Consider the following 15377-nt stretch of genomic DNA (forward strand, 5'->3'; position numbering starts at 1 on the left):
TGCCTCACAAGCTTACTCTTAATCGAGTAGTCCCGTAACGAGCTCCGCAATCTTCGAGCGCTCCGAGCGCTTCAGCGTGATGTGTGCAAAAAGCTCGTTGCCCTTGAGTTTTTCAATCACCGCCTGCACGCCGTCATGGCGGCCGACGCGCAGGTTGTCACGCTGCGCCACATCGTGCGTAAGGATGACTCGGGAATTGCTACCAAGACGCGACAGCACCGTCAGCAGTACGTTGCGCTCCAGCGACTGTGCCTCATCGACAATCACGAAGCTGTCATGCAGGCTACGACCGCGAATGTGTGTCAGTGGCAGTACCTCCAGCATGTCGCGCGAGGCAATCTCATCCATCACGTTGTCTGAAACCAATCCCTCCAGGGTGTCGTAAACAGCCTGCGCCCACGGGTTCATCTTTTCGTCCTCACTACCTGGCAGGTAGCCAAGGTTCTGACCACCTACCGCGTAGAGCGGACGGAACACCACAATCCGGCGATGCAGTCCGCGCTCCAGCACCGACTCCAGTCCCGCGCACAGCGCAAGCGCCGACTTACCCGTACCGGCTCGGCCGCCGAGGGACACAATCCCCACCGAGTCATCCAACAGCAGGTCAAGCGCCACACGCTGCTCCGCCGACCGCCCCTTCAGGCCAAACGCCTCCGTATCGCCCCGCACAAGCTTGACGACGCCCGGGGCGCTCACCCGTGCCAGCGCAGACTGGCTACCAGCGCTGAGCTGCACGCCGCAGTGCAGCGGCTGATCCTGGATCTGCTCGAGCTCAAGGAACCCATTGGCGAAGAGACGATCAATTTCCTCCGGGTCGACGTCTACTTCCACCATTCCCGAGTACCCAGTCAGAACGACGTCCTGGGCGCGGTAATCGTCGGCAGGCAAGCCGACCGCACCAGCCTTGACGCGAAGCGGAATGTCCTTGGTGACCAGCACGACATCATGTCCATCGTGCTGAAGATTAAGGGCGCAAGCGAGAATACGGTGATCGTTTTCGGCGGTGCGGAAGCCTGCGGGAAGGATGGAGGGATCGGAGTGGTTGAGCTCAATATGCATAAACCCGCCAAGATCATTGGCGGGCACAGGCCGGTCCAGGTGGCCGTAGCGGTAACGCAGCTCTTCGAGGAAACGGAGCGCTTCTCGGGCGAACCACCCCAGCTCTGGGTGGTGGCGCTTGGCCTCCAACTCACTCACCACGACCAGCGGAAGCACAACTTGGTGCTCATCGAACTTCTTGGTGGCGTGGGGATCGGACAGCAGGACCGAGGTATCAAGCACGTAGGTACGCATGCCCTCAGGCTAAAAGTCAGAGGTAGAAATTACGTGGTTGTGAGATGAATGCTTGGTTATCAGATGAACCACAGTTGGTTACAGGCTCTAATCCTCAAGTTGAACCCTAAGGAAGTGGCCGAGCACCGAGCACCGCTGCCCGGCCTCTCTACTGTCTTCAGTAATGGCAACTAGTCATTGCAATGGCAACTAGTCGTTATGGCGAATCTGTCGACCCAGCAACTTGTGGCGAAGCGGATCAACCGCCAAGGTCACAGCGCCAACTGATACAACTCCCACGAGGTACGCCAGCGCAACTACAAGGGAGCGTTGACCAAACGTGATTTCGTTCGCAATCGGTCCGAACATGGTGGCTCCCAACAGCGCACCCATGACAAAGCCGAAGATACTGGTCGCAAGCATGGGAAAGAATGTCTGCTTGAAAGTGACCGTGCGGTGGAAGTTGATTGGCGTCCCGATGAAGTCCAGCGCCTTTGTCAGCGATGCCTCTTCATAGACGGCTGAGGCCTGAGTCAGAAGCGTTGACACCAGCAGCAGAATGAAACCGATTACGAAAGTGATAGTCACACCGGTTGCAATATCGTGCGCGAATGTGACATCTGCAACCTCTTCAATCTTGTCTTCGCCAGGCACCATCATTGTGTAGCCAAGCAGCAGGGACAGGAAGGCCATGGAACTTACTCGACGCCACGATTCCTTAGCGTTAGTCGCGACTCGTCGCGTCGCCACAAAATCACTTGAAGTACCGAAGAAGCTGGAGATGCGGGCAACAAGCTGGATAAAGAAAGGCGCCACCAGGCCAATTGCCCAGACCATCAGGTACATCATCGCTGCGACACCAAGCGTGGCAGTGACGGTTCCACCCGCGATATTGGAGTTGGCAATCACGTACAGGACGATCGCACCGATAACAACGGCCACAATCATGCGCCATGCCTTCATCGACTTGGGCACTTCCTTGCGGCTAACGCCGAGTGGTGAAATCATCACCCTTCGCAAACCAACCACAGCCGCATAGAGCGCGAGGAGCACCACGGCAACCCAGACCAGCGGATAGCCCCACCAGGGCAGCAACATGTCCCAGGTATCCAGGTAGTCATTGTCGAACTTGATCATCGCCCAGAATGGCGCGGTGGCAACCGACAACAACGTGCCCACCACAAGCCCAACAGCTGCCAAGACGAGGGTTTCGATAACTACCATGCGTGTAACTGCCCCGTTGGAGAGACCAATCAAGCGCAGAGTTGCCAATCGCTGCTCACGTCCAGCGGCGCCAAGCACCGCCGACTGTGCCACGAGCGAAACCATTGCCGGAATCACAAAAACACAGGCCACGAGTGCCAACTGCAGGTACATCTCGCCCTGACCTTGATTCATGTAATCCTCGGGCGTTGGGTTCGGCGGCAACTGTGGCTCAGCCTGCCAACGGCGGTAAAACATCGCCGTGCCACCGACGACGACCAACGCCAACCAGGTACTCACGGTCATGGCCACCACGGACAACGCGGACAGCCAGCCGTTTCCCGAATGGGATTCACGCCCGGCGCGCTGCAGCCGCGTGCTCAAGTCCGCTAGTGCGCCGGTAGGAATTCTCTGGGGTTTTGATGCTTCAGTTACGGTGCTCACTTTGTAACCTCCGCTCCTGCCAGCATGCGGTCGTCGTGAATCAGGCCATCGCGGATCTCCACACGTCGACGACACCAGTCGGCCACCTTCACATCGTGCGTGACCATCACCAATGTCGTTCCAGTCTGCTCCACCAACGCGGTGAGCTGTTGCATGACCTCATGGCCTGTGGACTGGTCCAGCGCGCCAGTCGGCTCATCGGCGAAGATGACACCTGGCTCGCCGGCCATCGCGCGGGCAATTGCCACACGTTGTGCTTGACCGCCGGACATCTGTCCTGGGCGACGGCGCGTGAGGTCCTTGAGCCCCAGGCGGTTGAGGACATCGTCGGCAAGCGCGAGTGACTTCGAGCGCTTCTTGCCCTGCAGAATCATTGGCAGAGCAACGTTTTCCCTGGCAGTCAGCTCGGGCAGGAGCTGGCCATCCTGAAAAACGAAGCCGAAGTCGTGCAGGCGGAGGGCGGAGCGGTCGGCGTCAGAAAGCGAATTGATCTTTGTGTCACCGAAGATGACGTCTCCGTCGTCCGGCAGCAACACGCCGGACATGCAGTGCAGCAGCGTGGACTTACCAGAACCTGACGGTCCCATGACTGCAACGGTTTCGCCGGGCTCAATGGTCAGCGAAATGCCGGTGAGAACGGGAGCGGAATTGTAGGACTTAGTGATGTCACGAATACAAAGTCGTGCGTTTCTTGGGCTGTTGTTGTCTGTCATGGCACTCATTTCACTCGCACGGAGGCGATTTCAACACCGTGCCCACTTTCCTTTTGCGGTAGTGCTAGGTCTACTATGCCGGAAATTAATTCCTCCGTAGACAGAGCTTTCGTACCATAGGAAACTATGGAGCTGAAGGATTATTTCCGCAAATATATCGGCGCGAACCGCCGCGAAAAAGCGCATAAACGCAGCTACGAGGAATCCGCCGCCGCTCGCATCGCCGAACTTACCGCTTCACGACGAACAATTGCCGAAGCCTTCGAGATTGAACGTCGCCGCATTGAAAATGACCTCCACGACGGAGCTCAGCAATACATTGTTGCAGCTTCAATGAAATTGGGACTTGCAGAATTGGAGGCATCCAATACTGGCAATGAGGAATTAATGCAGCTCCTCGCGGAAACTCGCGGCCATTTGGAGGATGGATTACGCGCTTTGCGGCGGACAGTCCACGGAATTCACCCGCAGGTGTTGCGCGATCGCGGTCTGCAAGCGGCTGTTGAAGAGATTGCTGAAGGATACGGCCCTCACGTTGTTGTGCACACTCCCTATCCCCTGCCTGAATTGGAAGAAAGTGTGCTCGCCGCGGCGTATTTTTTCTGTGCAGAAGTGCTGACTAATGCGGCGAAATATGCACCGAACGCTCCTGTTTCTGTGCTGCTCACCTCGGATCAAACACTGAATATTTCAATTACGGACCAAGGCCCTGGCGGCGCAAAATTGGGGCGCGGTTTGCGGGGTATGAAAGAGCGTCTAGCCACTTTCGACGGTGCGATGACCATGCACTCTCCCGAAGGCGGTCCAACGCAGGTAATAGCCAGAATTCCTTTGATGTTGAACCGCTGGGAATCGGGCATTGGAGAAATGGAAGGCATGGAAATGGAAGACGTGGAAATGAAAGGTGCGGAGAAGAAATGAAAATTGTCATTGCGGATGACTCGGCACTCCTGCGGGAGGGGGTCGCGGGGCTCGTCGAAAAGCGTGGACATGAAGTGATTGCGATGGTCGACACTGCCCACGGCCTGGTAGCGGACATCGATGACCGTTTTGATGACACGGGCGAGCTGCCAGATTTAGTGATAACCGATGTGCGCATGCCTCCAAAGATGAGCGATGACGGCCTGCGGGCGGCGGTCGAGTTGCGCGAGCGCTATCCGCAGCTGAATGTGATGGTGCTACCGCAGTATGTGGCGCCGGCGTATGCGCGCGAGTTGTTCTCGTCGAGCGGTGCTGGAGGTAGCGCTGGGGTTGGTACTGGGGTCGGCTCGAGTGGCAGCAGCTCAAGTGGCGGGACCGGGTATCTGCTCAAAGACCGTGTCGGCCAGGTGCTGGACTTCTTGGGTTCGCTCGAAGTCGTCGCAGGTGGTGGCGTGGTGATTGACCCTGATGTGGCGACGGCATTGATGCAGTCCGGCAAATCGGGACTAGCCAGTTTAACGGCGCGCGAACGCGAAGTGCTCGAGCTGATGGCACGCGGCAAGTCCAATAAGCAGATTGCCGATGACCTCGTGCTTTCCGGGGCGGCAGTGGCGAAACACGTGTCCAACATCTTTATGAAGCTGCATCTGGAGCCCGGCGAGGAAAACCGCCGCGTGCGGGCAATTTTGGAATTTCTCACGGCGACATCGGGGCAAATTTAGGGTCGGCAGCAATCGCATCTCTCGCAAAAGCGATGAAAAAATAAGTGTTGATTGTGGCACGAGTCACAACTTAATGTTGGCTCATACGTTTGTTATTTCCCTACCGAAAGGACGTGTCTACATGACTGTTTACGCCAACCCCGGCACCCCCGATGCCATCTTCACGTACAAGGAGCAGTACGAGAATTTCATCGGCGGTAAGTGGACACCTCCAGTAGACGGGCAATACATGGACAACTCCACCCCGGTTACGGGCGAGGTTTTCTGCCGGGTTCCGCGGTCTAACGAGAAAGACATTGAGCTCGCCCTCGACGCCGCACACAAAGCGAAGGACTCCTGGGCCTCGGTTCCTGCGGCCGAGCGGGCGCTGATCCTCCACCGCATCGCGGACCGTATAGAGGAAAACCTTGAGAAGATTGCCGTCGCCGAGACCTGGGAGAACGGCAAGGCCATCCGCGAGACCCTCGCCGCTGACATCCCGCTCGCAATCGACCACTTCCGCTACTTCGCCGGCGCCACCCGCACGCAGGAGGGGCGCATCTCGCAGATCGACGACAACACGGTCGCCTACCACTTCCACGAGCCACTCGGCGTCGTCGGCCAGATCATCCCGTGGAACTTCCCCCTCCTGATGGCCGCATGGAAGATCGCCCCGGCCCTCGCCGCCGGCAACTGCATCGTGCTCAAGCCTGCAGAGCAGACCCCCGCGTCGATTCTCATGCTCACCGAGATCATCGCCGATCTACTTCCGGACGGCGTCCTCAACATCGTCAATGGCCTCGGCACCGAAGCCGGTGCTGCGCTGACCGCAAGCGACCGAATCTCCAAGATTGCGTTCACCGGATCGACTGCCGTTGGCCAGGTAATCAACAAGGCAGTGTCCGACAAGATTATTCCAATCACGCTGGAGCTCGGCGGCAAGTCCCCATCCATCTTCTTCCCCGACGTCATGGATGCCGACGACGCGTTCCGTGAGAAGTGCATCGAGGGCCTGGCCATGTTCGCGCTGAACCAGGGCGAGGTCTGCACCTGCCCGTCGCGAGCCCTGGTCCACGAAGACATCGCTGATGAGTTCCTGAAGCTCTCGGTCGAGCGCGTCAAGCAGATTAAGACCGGCAACCCGCTGGATACGTCGGTACAGATGGGTGCCCAGGCGTCCCAGGAGCAGCTGGACAAAATCTCCGGATACTTGGAGTCCGGGCCGACGGAGGGCGCGGAGGTTCTCACCGGCGGCAACGTCGCCAAGCTCGAAGGGCTGGAGGGAGGCTACTACGTCGAGCCGACCATCTTTAAAGGCAACAACTCGATGCGTTTCTTCCGTGAGGAGATCTTCGGCCCGGTCCTGGCCGTGACAACCTTCAAGACTCTGGACGAGGCTCTCGACATTGCCAACGACACTATCTACGGTCTTGGCGCCGGCGTGTGGAGCCGCAACCAGAACAACGCCTACCGCGCTGCCCGCGGTATCCAGGCTGGCCGCGTATGGGTGAATAACTACCACAGCTACCCTGCTCACGCAGCCTTCGGCGGTTACAAGCAGTCCGGTATCGGCCGCGAGAATCACTTGATGATGCTCGAGCACTACCAGGAGACCAAGTGCATGCTCGTCTCTTACGACGAGAACCCGACTGGCCTGTTCTAAGAATCCGACCCCTTGGGGCTAGGCGATTTGTCGATTCCGATTCACGTCCGATGAAGGTGTCGACAATCGCCTCTGCCCCCTTAAAACACACTCCGTGCCTGGCAGGTTATGGTGGTCGGTCTTAACCTGACACACTAGGCGCTGGCGACTCGAAAGGCAGAGGCCTAGCTCACAGCCGACAGCTAGGTCTCGCTTTCTTTCTTTATTTGCCGACTCCACCTACGCATCCGATTAATCGCGGCGCTGGCGGCCCATCCGCCAAGAAAAAGTAGCGGGATGTAGAAGAACACGACATAGGCGACGGCTAGGCCGTCCTGCCCGTCGGGCGGCGTGGTGAGAAATAGAAATGCCAGATCGCCAAGCGCGGCAATTCCTGCGCCGGTAGCTGCTGCGACAATGCTCCGCGCGCTGGTCATCCCCCGAGCCAACGACCCATCACCGGCGAAAACGGCAATTGCTCCGACCAGCATTACTGAGACCAGCATGGACACAATCCACGACGCAATTCCTTCGTCGTAGGCGAGATTGGGCTCCGGCAAGATTAGCCCACCCAAAACACTCCACGCGACCGCGGCGAAAAAGGACGCCAGCAAGGGGCGGGTTATATTGTCGAGCCTCATGCGTCCCAGGTTACGTGAGATGACCTCCAGAAAGACCGAATCTCCCCTCCTCAGTGGAGAATCGAGTCACGCCCACAAGAACAAAGATCTCCGAGCATAAAGTGGGGTAAGGAGAGAAACTGACAACCCGAAAACTTACGGGCTGCAAATGTGAAACTGTGTAAGTTTATGACACTTTCAGGGCATTTTTCGTGCCATTTTTGACATAAACGCAGTCAGTAACTCGCACTGGGGTAAGTGGCGAAAGGTGCCCACCGGCGACGCACCGACCAGACACGCTTTTCCGACTTTCCTAGGGCTTGGATTATTTTCTGTCTGTTTTTGTCTTCTTCGTCTTCTTAAACGAAAACCAGGCCAGAGAAAAACTCTCTGACCTGGCTTAATTGCTCCTCCAGCTGGACTCGAACCAGCAACCCTTCGATTAACAGTCGAATGCTCTGCCATTGAGCTATGGAGGAATATCCACCGCACAGAACCGGCTAAACCGAACTTCGGCCATGCCGTTCCTTGCGACGGATAGATACTTTACCCAGACCCCTTGAAACTCACAAATCGCCAGGTCAAAGGTCAATTTAGACCTTCTTTTCCCACACGTCATGACACCGTTGTGAGTTCTCAGAGCCACGCAATCCACACAATCCACGCAACCTCGCACAGCGCCCACAAAGCTCCTACCAGTACTGAAAATGCTTTCCATCATGCACTTTTCATACCGCGTTCATACGATGGGGCTTATGTCTGAACAAACCAACGGAACCGAAAACACCGAGCAAACCGCACGCGTTGTTCGCGGCGTTATCGCACACGAAAAAGGCGCACCTGTAGAACTTACTGATATCCACATCCCGTCCCCGGGCCCGAACGATGTCATTGTTGACATCCAGGCCTGCGGCGTCTGCCATACGGACCTGGCTTACCGCGACGGCGATATTACCGACGAGTACCCGTTCTTCCTCGGCCACGAGGCCGCAGGCGTAGTCTCCGAGATTGGCGAAGAGGTCACGCACGTTGCCGTCGGCGATTTCGTCGTCCTCAATTGGCGCGCCGTCTGTGGCGAGTGCCGCGCCTGCAAGCGCGGTGAGCCACAGTACTGCTTTAGCACTTTCAACGCCTCCAAGCCCATGACGCTTGCCGACGGCACCGTCCTCACCCCAGCACTTGGAATCGGCGCTTTTGCGGATGCCACCCTCGTCCACGAGGGCCAGTGCACCAAGGTCGATTCGGCAGCCGATCCGGCCGTTGCCGGCCTGCTTGGCTGCGGCGTCATGGCCGGCATCGGTGCGGCTATTAACACCGGCGAGGTCAAGCGCGGTGAATCGGTAGCCGTCATCGGCTGCGGTGGCGTTGGTACGGCCGCTATCGCCGGTGCCAAGCTGGCCGGCGCTAGCAAGATTATTGCCATCGATATCTCGAACGAGAAGCTGGATACCGCCCGCGAATTCGGCGCGACCGAGACCATTAACTCTGCGGAGCTGGCTAAGAGCGATAAGGGCACCGGGGAAGAGGATCCCGTCGTTAAGCGAGTGCGTGAGCTGACCGACGGTTTCGGTGCTGATGTCGTGATTGATGCGGTCGGCCGTCCGGAAACCTACAAGCAGGCGTTCTACGCCCGTGACCTGGCTGGACGCGTTGTTCTGGTCGGCGTTCCGGCGCCGACAATGGAGCTGGACATCCCGCTGGCGGATGTGTTTAGCCGCGGTGGTGCGTTGAAGTCGTCCTGGTACGGCGACTGCCTACCAGAGCGCGACTTCCCGATGCTGGTAGATCTGTCGTTGCAGAACCGCCTGCCGCTGGAGGGCTTCGTGACGGAGCGCATCGGCATTGAAGATGTTGACGAGGCCTTCGAAACCATGAAGGCCGGTAAGGTACTGCGATCGGTGGTGACGCTGTGAACAAGGATTTGAGGGTCGACCACGTTCTCACGTCGGGCACGTTCTCGCTCGATGGTGGCACGTGGGACGTAGACAACAACGTATGGGTGCTCGGCGATGACCGTGAGGTCATTGTCATCGATGCGGCGCATGAGGCGCAGCCGATTATTGATGCGGTGGATGGCCGCAAGGTAAAGGCGATTGTATGCACCCACGCACACAACGACCACATCACCGTGGCCCCTGAACTGCAGGAGAAGCTCGACGCTCCCCTGCTCGTCCACCCGGGCGACCAGATGTTGTGGGAGCAGTCCTGGCCGGACCTGGCGCACGAGGACCTCGCACACGGTCAGCGCCTGGAGATTGCGGGCACGGAGGTTGTCATTATTAACACTCCGGGCCACTCCCCTGGCTCGTGCTGTCTGTACGTGCCGGAGGCCGCGGAGCTGTTCTCGGGTGACACGCTGTTTTCCGGCGGTCCTGGAGCGACCGGTCGATCCTACTCGGATTTCGACACGATTATTAACTCCATCCGCGACAACCTGCTGACTCTGCCTGCGGAAACGACTGTCCGCACGGGTCATGGCGATCACACGACGATTGGTCGCGAGGCTCCACACTTGGAAGAGTGGATTCGCCGCGGCTACTAGTCGCTAGCTGTTGACGGGTGGCTGGCGCCTAGAAACTACTAACCACTAGCTACTCAAATACAACCTTGACCGCCTCTGCTTGCAGTTCGCGGCGGTACTGCTCCATCGCGAGCAGGTCCGCGAACAGCGAGTTGTAGGCGGTTTCGTCATCTGAGGGCCGCATTCGCGAGAGCATCGCTTTCAGCTGTGCAATTTGGTCACCGACCCACACCTCCTGCAACCGCGCCAGAATCGCCTGCGCATACGGGCGCAGCGTCTCTGCATCGACGGCGATTTGCTCCACGCCCAGCTCAGTCACGAGATGCTTGACGACGTCCTCCCGCGCCTGATCCATAATTGCGGTCGCCCAACTATGTGGCTGTGTGGCCGCTTCCCCGCAGGCACCACCTGCAGCCATGATGGCGTCGAATACCGCTCGGTAGGTCGGATGCCCAAAGGTCTCGGGTGCGAGCGCATCGAATACCGGGCCGGTGGTAGCGGGCTCTTGAATTGCCAGCTTGAGGGCCTCACGCTGCGCATAAAGCACAGGATCCCGCGGGTTTGGATACGGCAGTGCCGGGTTGCGCCGGCGCCGCGCTTCCTCCGCCTCTTCGCGGGCCCGGGCCTCTTCTTGGCGACGCTGGTAGGGAGTGCGCTTTTCATTCTGTGGCCGACTGGCCTCCTCGCGGACGCGCTGCACCAGCTCGGCTTCATCATTCCAGCCAATCCAGCCGGCAACTTCGCGGGCATACTCATCGCGCAGCGCCGCGTCCTTGAGCTGGGCCAGGACAGGCACCACTCGGCGCAGCCCGGAGACCCTGCCATTAGCGGTGGTCAGGTCATAGTCGGCCAGAAGTGTGCGGAGGACAAATTCGATCAATGGCCGTCGTGAAGCAACGAGATCGCGCACTGCGGCCTCGCCCTTCTTCTGGCGCAGATCACACGGATCCATGCCGTCCGGCGCGACCGCGACGTAGGACTGGCCGGTGAAGTTCTGCTCCCCCTCGAAGGCGCGCATGGCGGCCTTCTGCCCTGCCTCGTCGCCGTCGAAGGTGTAGATGAGTTCGCCGCGGAAGAAGTTGTCGTCGAGCATGAGACGGCGCAGCAGCTGGAGGTGCTCCTCGCCGAAAGCGGTGCCACAGGACGCGACGGCTGTGGTCACGCCCGAGGCGTGCATGGCCATGACGTCGGTGTAGCCCTCCACGATTACAGCCTGATGACCAGCGGCAATATCCTTCTTTGCCAGATCCAGGCCGAAGAGGACCTTGGACTTCTTGTACAGCATGGTCTCGGGCGTGTTCATGTACTTGCCCAGATTGTCATCGTCGAAAAGCTTGCGGGCACCAAAGCCGATGACATCGCCGGACATATTGCGGATCGGCCACATGAGACGACGGTGAAAACGATCGATCGGCCCCATGCGCCCCATCTTGGAAAGACCCGCCTTGTCCAACTCCTCGAAGCTAAAGCCCAGGCGCTGCAGGTGCTTGGTTAGAGTGTCCCAGCCGGCCGGCGAGTAGCCACAGCCGAACTGGGCCGCGTGCTCGGCGGTGAAGCCGCGGTTTTCCAGAAACTCGCGCGCGGGCGCTGCCGCTGGAGTGGAGAACTGTTCGCGGTAGAACTTCTGTGCCTCGCGGTTTGCGGCGATGAGACGCTGGCGAGTTCCCGGTTCCTCGCGACGGCCCGTGCCGCCGCCCTCATAGTTAATGTGGAAGCCAATTTTCTCCGCACAGGCTTCGACAGCCTCCGGGAAAGACAGGTGTTCCATCTCCATGAGGAAGCTGAATACATCACCGCCCTTGCCGGTGGAAAAGCAGTGGTAGTAGCCATGATTGGGGCGTACGTGGAACGACGGCGTGCGCTCGTCTTTAAAAGGCGAAAGCCCTTTCAGAGAATCCGCGCCAGCCGGTTTGAGGTTCACGTATTCTGCAACGATCTCCTCAATCGGAGTCCGTTCGCGGATTGCCGCGATATCGGAGTCCGGAATTCTTCCCCTAGCCATGAAAATAACCTTACCCAAACCGTCCAATCGACTCCGCCGTAGAGGTTTCGCATGCCGACGAGCCGCCCGCGCCCAACCCAAAAACGTGCCGGCGGTGACAGATATGGAAAGATACTAGCCATGGCTGAGTGGAAGAAGATTGCGAGCGGCGTAGGCGCTGCCGCCCTGGTGCTGGCTGGTAGTTATTTCGGGCTCGATGGCGGAGATCAGAACGCATCGGGGTCGGAGGACTCACAGGGGTCGCAGGATTCCGCTGCCTCTAGCGCGAAACCAGGCCCTAAACCTGGCCCCAACTCGGGCAGCAACAAGGCTGGCACAAAGGGTGCCACCTGCGCAGTAGATACCCTGCCGCAGGAGGCCGACGATGTTATCGACCGCATCCTGACCGACCAGGACCACATCTATTCGCAGCACGACGGCAAGCACTTCGGCAACTACGAGGGACGCCTGCCGAAGGAGCGCGGTGACTACTACCGCGAATACACCGTGACCACCCCGGGCAATTCCAGCCGCGGTGCACGCCGCATCGTTGTCGGCGGCGGTTCCGAAAACGATCCGGATGTCTGGTACTACACCGACGACCACTACGAGAGCTTCTGCGAAATTCCTGACGCGGAGGACTGAGCCAAAGTATTACTGCGGAATCAGCGCTACCCGATAAAACCGAGTTGATTTGCGCTCCGGGCAACAAGAACGATGCCAATTATTGCTGCCACCCACAAAACAGTGACCTTTGTTTCATATTCCAACCGGGGATAACGTTCACTACCCGGTTGTAGACCTTATCTCCGAAGGCCGCGAAGAGCACTCCAACGATGACTGCGGGCGAAATCATCACTACACAGTAGAGCGCGAGGATAAGCAGTTGCACTGCGAAAGGCACTGCCATCGATTCAATGATTCCGATTGCCGCCAAGTACGGCAACATCGTACCGACCTCGACAACTGCTGCTGCTAAGGCTAAACCCACCATCGCGGGGAGGCCGGCAGAACCTTTCTTAGTGTCCTCCGACCGAGATTCAATTACCTCTTCGACGGTCCGTTTCTTGGGATTCGGTGCCAGGATTCCGTAAGCAGCTAACAAAATACCCAACACCATCATCACCCAACTGAACCAAGTGTTGGATGCAATGCCCGAGACTGCGTCTAAAGCCTGACGCAGGCCGAAAAAGAGCGCGATGCCAACCGCAAAGTAGGACAAGACAATTATCCCTAAATAAGTAACGTATTCGGCACCCCTCATCCTCCGCCAGACGATGAGCAGCACTACTGGAATCAGCAGGGTTCCAGCACTGAGACTGTCAAGAAGCGCAAGCCCCACAAGAACAAGATAGTCCATCTCCATCACTCCCTCGTACATTCGTATAGTAAACTATCATACAGTCGTACGGGAAGTGGCGCGAATGAAACCCCAAAGGAGTTTTAGGATATGAGCATGATGTCACCTCAAGAAAAAGCCATTTCCGATGCAGCAATCAAAGTAATTGTTAACCAGGGGTTCGACGTTGTCAGCGTTCGAAAAGTGGCTCAACAGGCGGGCGTAGCCCCTGGAACAGTGCAGTATTTTATGGGCACGAAAGACGAACTACTCAGCAGGGCACTTCTGCGCTCGGCAGCACGACAGCATGAAAGAGTCTCGTCGTTACGCTTTCAATCGAATACCTCGCCGCTAGAACAGCTCCACCGCTCCCTGCTCGAACTACTCCCCATCGGCCCAATACAGCGCGAAGACGCAGCACTGTGGGTTATCCTCGGTGCCGCTGCATCAACACGCAAAGTTCTGGCCCAGGAGTACCAGAACGAACTCAGTAGATTCCAGGACCATCTCATTTCAGCACTGTCCGCCGCAGACGTCCCTGGAGATATAGCTCAGACGGCCCGGCTCATCACAGCTATCGTAAATGGACTAGCCCTCGATTACATGCATGCGAAGCCCGACGCAGAGACTACGAAGGCGCTTTCCGATGACCTCAGTAGTAGCCTTCAGCGGATACTTCAAAAATAGTAATCGCTGACAGCACTACCCCCACGCCGCAGCCACACCAGCAATCTGGCGATCAAGCCGCTCTACACGCGATTCCGTCATCGACGCTAGCTGATCAACGATAACCCGCAGCCGCGCTTGGTCACTCTCCGCCCGGGAATAGAGCCACTGGAACATCGGATCAAGCGTCCCTGGAGCACCTTCCTGCAGATACTCGGCCACCCGGAAAAGACGATCGCGTTCACGCTCCTGACGGCGAATATGACGCGGAAGATCCATCACATACAGCACGGCGATGGTCTTCAGCATGGTGACCTCCGCCAGAATCGAGCTGGGCACGGCGAGGTCCGCGTCGTAACGCCCGAGCGGAAGCGTCGACCCGGAGGCAGCACGCGTACCCGCGACGGAAGCCGTGACGAAACGGCCGACCAGCTCCGAGGTCATCCGTTTCAGCGCGACCAGCGAGCGCAGCGAACCATCATAGGACGCCGCAGCTGATACCACCGGCAAGCTGGCAAGACGCCCGGCAGCCTCGACGAGCTCCGCTGGATCGCCACCAAATGCGGCAGCACCCTTGTCAGCGAGCGCGGCCAGTTCCACCGTGTCCCACAGAACACCCAGGTCAACGCGGCCAGAGACGATGCCATCCTCGACATCGTGGACGGAATAGGCGACATCGTCAGACCAGTCCATGATCTGCGCCTCAAGACACTGCTTGCCGTGCGGAACGCCCTGGCGAATCCACTGCAGGATCGCAGCATCTTCCTGGTAGGCGCCGTACTTGTGGCGGAGCTGACCATCGGGACCGATCGGTGTCCACGGGTACTTACAAGCCGCATCGAGCGCCGCCCGAGTGAGATTGAGTCCACAGGGCTCACCTGTACCATCGAGCACCTTCGGCTCGAGGCGAGTGAGAATACGCAGCGTCTGCGCGTTGCCCTCGAACCCGCCGCAACCAGCGGCAATCTCGTTGAGGGCACGCTCGCCGTTGTGGCCATACGGCGGATGCCCGATGTCATGGGTCAGGCCGGCCAGCTCTGCGAGATCCTCATCTGCACCCAACTCGCTGGCGATTCCGCGGGAAATCTGCGCGACCTCCAGCGAGTGAGTCAGGCGCGTGCGCGGAGTATCACCCTCCCCTGGCCCCACAACCTGGGTTTTGTCAGCCAGCCTGCGCAGCGCTGCGGAGTGCAGGACGCGGGCGCGATCTCGTGCAAACGCTGCCCGGTGGGTTTCCAAGGACTGCACCCCGGGCAGCAATGACTGCTTCGGAGACTCCTCGACAATACGAGCGAGTTCAAAAGATGAATACGAAAATTTACCGGCCACGTGATTATTGTTACGTATCCTTGTA

Annotated in this window: 14 protein-coding genes and 1 tRNA gene; 7 read left to right on the forward strand and 8 right to left on the reverse strand. The window is 58.5% G+C overall.

Annotated elements, in window-relative coordinates; translation table 11 throughout:
* Positions 1 to 18 precede the first annotated feature (18 nt).
* The 3 genes from phoH2 to QP978_RS05290 form a co-directional block, all read right to left on the reverse strand.
* A complete protein-coding gene (phoH2, locus tag QP978_RS05280) occupies positions 19 to 1293 on the reverse strand; it encodes an RNA 5'-3' helicase PhoH2 (protein ID WP_042388806.1) in 1275 nt (424 codons plus the stop codon).
* Between the two features lie 189 nt (positions 1294 to 1482).
* Positions 1483 to 2919, reverse strand: coding sequence for an FtsX-like permease family protein (locus tag QP978_RS05285; protein ID WP_284856922.1), 1437 nt, complete (start codon positions 2917 to 2919; stop codon positions 1483 to 1485).
* Positions 2916 to 3632: an ABC transporter ATP-binding protein gene (locus tag QP978_RS05290; protein ID WP_049192880.1), complete on the reverse strand. Its 717-nt coding sequence runs from the start codon at positions 3630 to 3632 to the stop codon at positions 2916 to 2918. Before QP978_RS05290 ends, QP978_RS05285 begins: the two co-directional genes overlap by 4 nt.
* A gap of 126 nt (positions 3633 to 3758) precedes the next feature.
* On the opposite strand from QP978_RS05290, the gene QP978_RS05295 reads away from it, so the two are divergent.
* The 3 genes from QP978_RS05295 to exaC all read left to right on the forward strand — a co-directional run bounded on the left by QP978_RS05295 (position 3759) and on the right by exaC (position 6917).
* Entirely contained in the window at positions 3759 to 4553 is a 795-nt protein-coding gene (locus tag QP978_RS05295) for a sensor histidine kinase (RefSeq protein ID WP_083276310.1), read from the forward strand.
* Positions 4550 to 5275, forward strand: a complete 726-nt coding sequence (locus QP978_RS05300; RefSeq protein WP_284856923.1) for a response regulator transcription factor — start codon at positions 4550 to 4552, stop codon at positions 5273 to 5275. The genes QP978_RS05295 and QP978_RS05300 overlap by 4 nt, the downstream gene beginning before the upstream one ends.
* A gap of 121 nt (positions 5276 to 5396) precedes the next feature.
* On the forward strand, positions 5397 to 6917 hold the full coding sequence (exaC, locus tag QP978_RS05305; RefSeq protein ID WP_284856924.1) for an acetaldehyde dehydrogenase ExaC: 1521 nt from the start codon (positions 5397 to 5399) through the stop codon (positions 6915 to 6917).
* Between the two features lie 182 nt (positions 6918 to 7099).
* Here exaC and QP978_RS05310 read toward each other — a convergent pair whose 3' ends face one another.
* Positions 7100 to 7537 (reverse strand): hypothetical protein, encoded by a 438-nt coding sequence (locus tag QP978_RS05310; RefSeq protein ID WP_201844402.1) that lies wholly within the window; start codon positions 7535 to 7537, stop codon positions 7100 to 7102.
* Between the two features lie 386 nt (positions 7538 to 7923).
* Positions 7924 to 7995, reverse strand: a tRNA-Asn gene (locus tag QP978_RS05315).
* 276 nt (positions 7996 to 8271) lie between these two features.
* On the opposite strand from QP978_RS05315, the gene QP978_RS05320 reads away from it, so the two are divergent.
* Complete coding sequence (locus tag QP978_RS05320; protein ID WP_201844404.1) at positions 8272 to 9429, forward strand: S-(hydroxymethyl)mycothiol dehydrogenase; 1158 nt, start codon at positions 8272 to 8274, stop codon at positions 9427 to 9429.
* A complete protein-coding gene (locus QP978_RS05325; RefSeq protein WP_048732678.1) occupies positions 9426 to 10058 on the forward strand; it encodes an MBL fold metallo-hydrolase in 633 nt (210 codons plus the stop codon). Before QP978_RS05320 ends, QP978_RS05325 begins: the two co-directional genes overlap by 4 nt.
* Positions 10059 to 10107: 49 nt before the next feature.
* On the opposite strand, the gene dnaG is transcribed toward QP978_RS05325, so the two are convergent.
* Positions 10108 to 12039, reverse strand: coding sequence for a DNA primase (gene dnaG / locus QP978_RS05330; protein WP_080969560.1), 1932 nt, complete (start codon positions 12037 to 12039; stop codon positions 10108 to 10110).
* Between the two features lie 120 nt (positions 12040 to 12159).
* Here dnaG and QP978_RS05335 point away from each other — a divergent pair, with 120 nt between their 5' ends.
* Positions 12160 to 12663: a guanyl-specific ribonuclease gene (locus QP978_RS05335; protein ID WP_070605697.1), complete on the forward strand. Its 504-nt coding sequence runs from the start codon at positions 12160 to 12162 to the stop codon at positions 12661 to 12663.
* A gap of 79 nt (positions 12664 to 12742) precedes the next feature.
* On the opposite strand, the gene QP978_RS05340 is transcribed toward QP978_RS05335, so the two are convergent.
* Entirely contained in the window at positions 12743 to 13399 is a 657-nt protein-coding gene (locus QP978_RS05340; RefSeq protein ID WP_284856925.1) for a GAP family protein, read from the reverse strand.
* A gap of 69 nt (positions 13400 to 13468) precedes the next feature.
* Between QP978_RS05340 and QP978_RS05345 the strand changes: the two genes are divergently transcribed.
* Positions 13469 to 14044 (forward strand): TetR/AcrR family transcriptional regulator, encoded by a 576-nt coding sequence (locus QP978_RS05345; protein ID WP_048732681.1) that lies wholly within the window; start codon positions 13469 to 13471, stop codon positions 14042 to 14044.
* Between the two features lie 15 nt (positions 14045 to 14059).
* Here the strand turns inward: QP978_RS05345 and QP978_RS05350 are convergent, their stop codons facing one another.
* Complete coding sequence (locus QP978_RS05350) at positions 14060 to 15352, reverse strand: deoxyguanosinetriphosphate triphosphohydrolase (RefSeq protein ID WP_048732682.1); 1293 nt, start codon at positions 15350 to 15352, stop codon at positions 14060 to 14062.
* Positions 15353 to 15377: the final 25 nt, after the last annotated feature.

This window comes from Corynebacterium sp. MSK035, assembly GCF_030232615.1.
GTDB classification, from domain to species: Bacteria; Actinomycetota; Actinomycetes; order Mycobacteriales; family Mycobacteriaceae; genus Corynebacterium; species Corynebacterium jeikeium_D.

Bases quoted from the DNA above. Each gene is read 5' to 3' on its own strand.
- QP978_RS05335 (WP_070605697.1), top strand. From the start codon at position 12,160: ATGGCTGAGTGGAAGAAGATTGCGAGCGGCGTAGGCGCTGCCGCCCTG.
- dnaG (WP_080969560.1), bottom strand. From the start codon at position 12,039: ATGGCTAGGGGAAGAATTCCGGACTCCGATATCGCGGCAATCCGCGAA.
- QP978_RS05300 (WP_284856923.1), top strand. From the start codon at position 4,550: ATGAAAATTGTCATTGCGGATGACTCGGCACTCCTGCGGGAGGGGGTC.
- QP978_RS05310 (WP_201844402.1), bottom strand. From the start codon at position 7,537: ATGAGGCTCGACAATATAACCCGCCCCTTGCTGGCGTCCTTTTTCGCC.
- QP978_RS05290 (WP_049192880.1), bottom strand. From the start codon at position 3,632: ATGACAGACAACAACAGCCCAAGAAACGCACGACTTTGTATTCGTGAC.
- QP978_RS05295 (WP_083276310.1), top strand. From the start codon at position 3,759: ATGGAGCTGAAGGATTATTTCCGCAAATATATCGGCGCGAACCGCCGC.
- QP978_RS05340 (WP_284856925.1), bottom strand. From the start codon at position 13,399: ATGTACGAGGGAGTGATGGAGATGGACTATCTTGTTCTTGTGGGGCTT.
- exaC (WP_284856924.1), top strand. From the start codon at position 5,397: ATGACTGTTTACGCCAACCCCGGCACCCCCGATGCCATCTTCACGTAC.
- QP978_RS05320 (WP_201844404.1), top strand. From the start codon at position 8,272: ATGTCTGAACAAACCAACGGAACCGAAAACACCGAGCAAACCGCACGC.
- QP978_RS05345 (WP_048732681.1), top strand. From the start codon at position 13,469: ATGAGCATGATGTCACCTCAAGAAAAAGCCATTTCCGATGCAGCAATC.
- phoH2 (WP_042388806.1), bottom strand. From the start codon at position 1,293: ATGCGTACCTACGTGCTTGATACCTCGGTCCTGCTGTCCGATCCCCAC.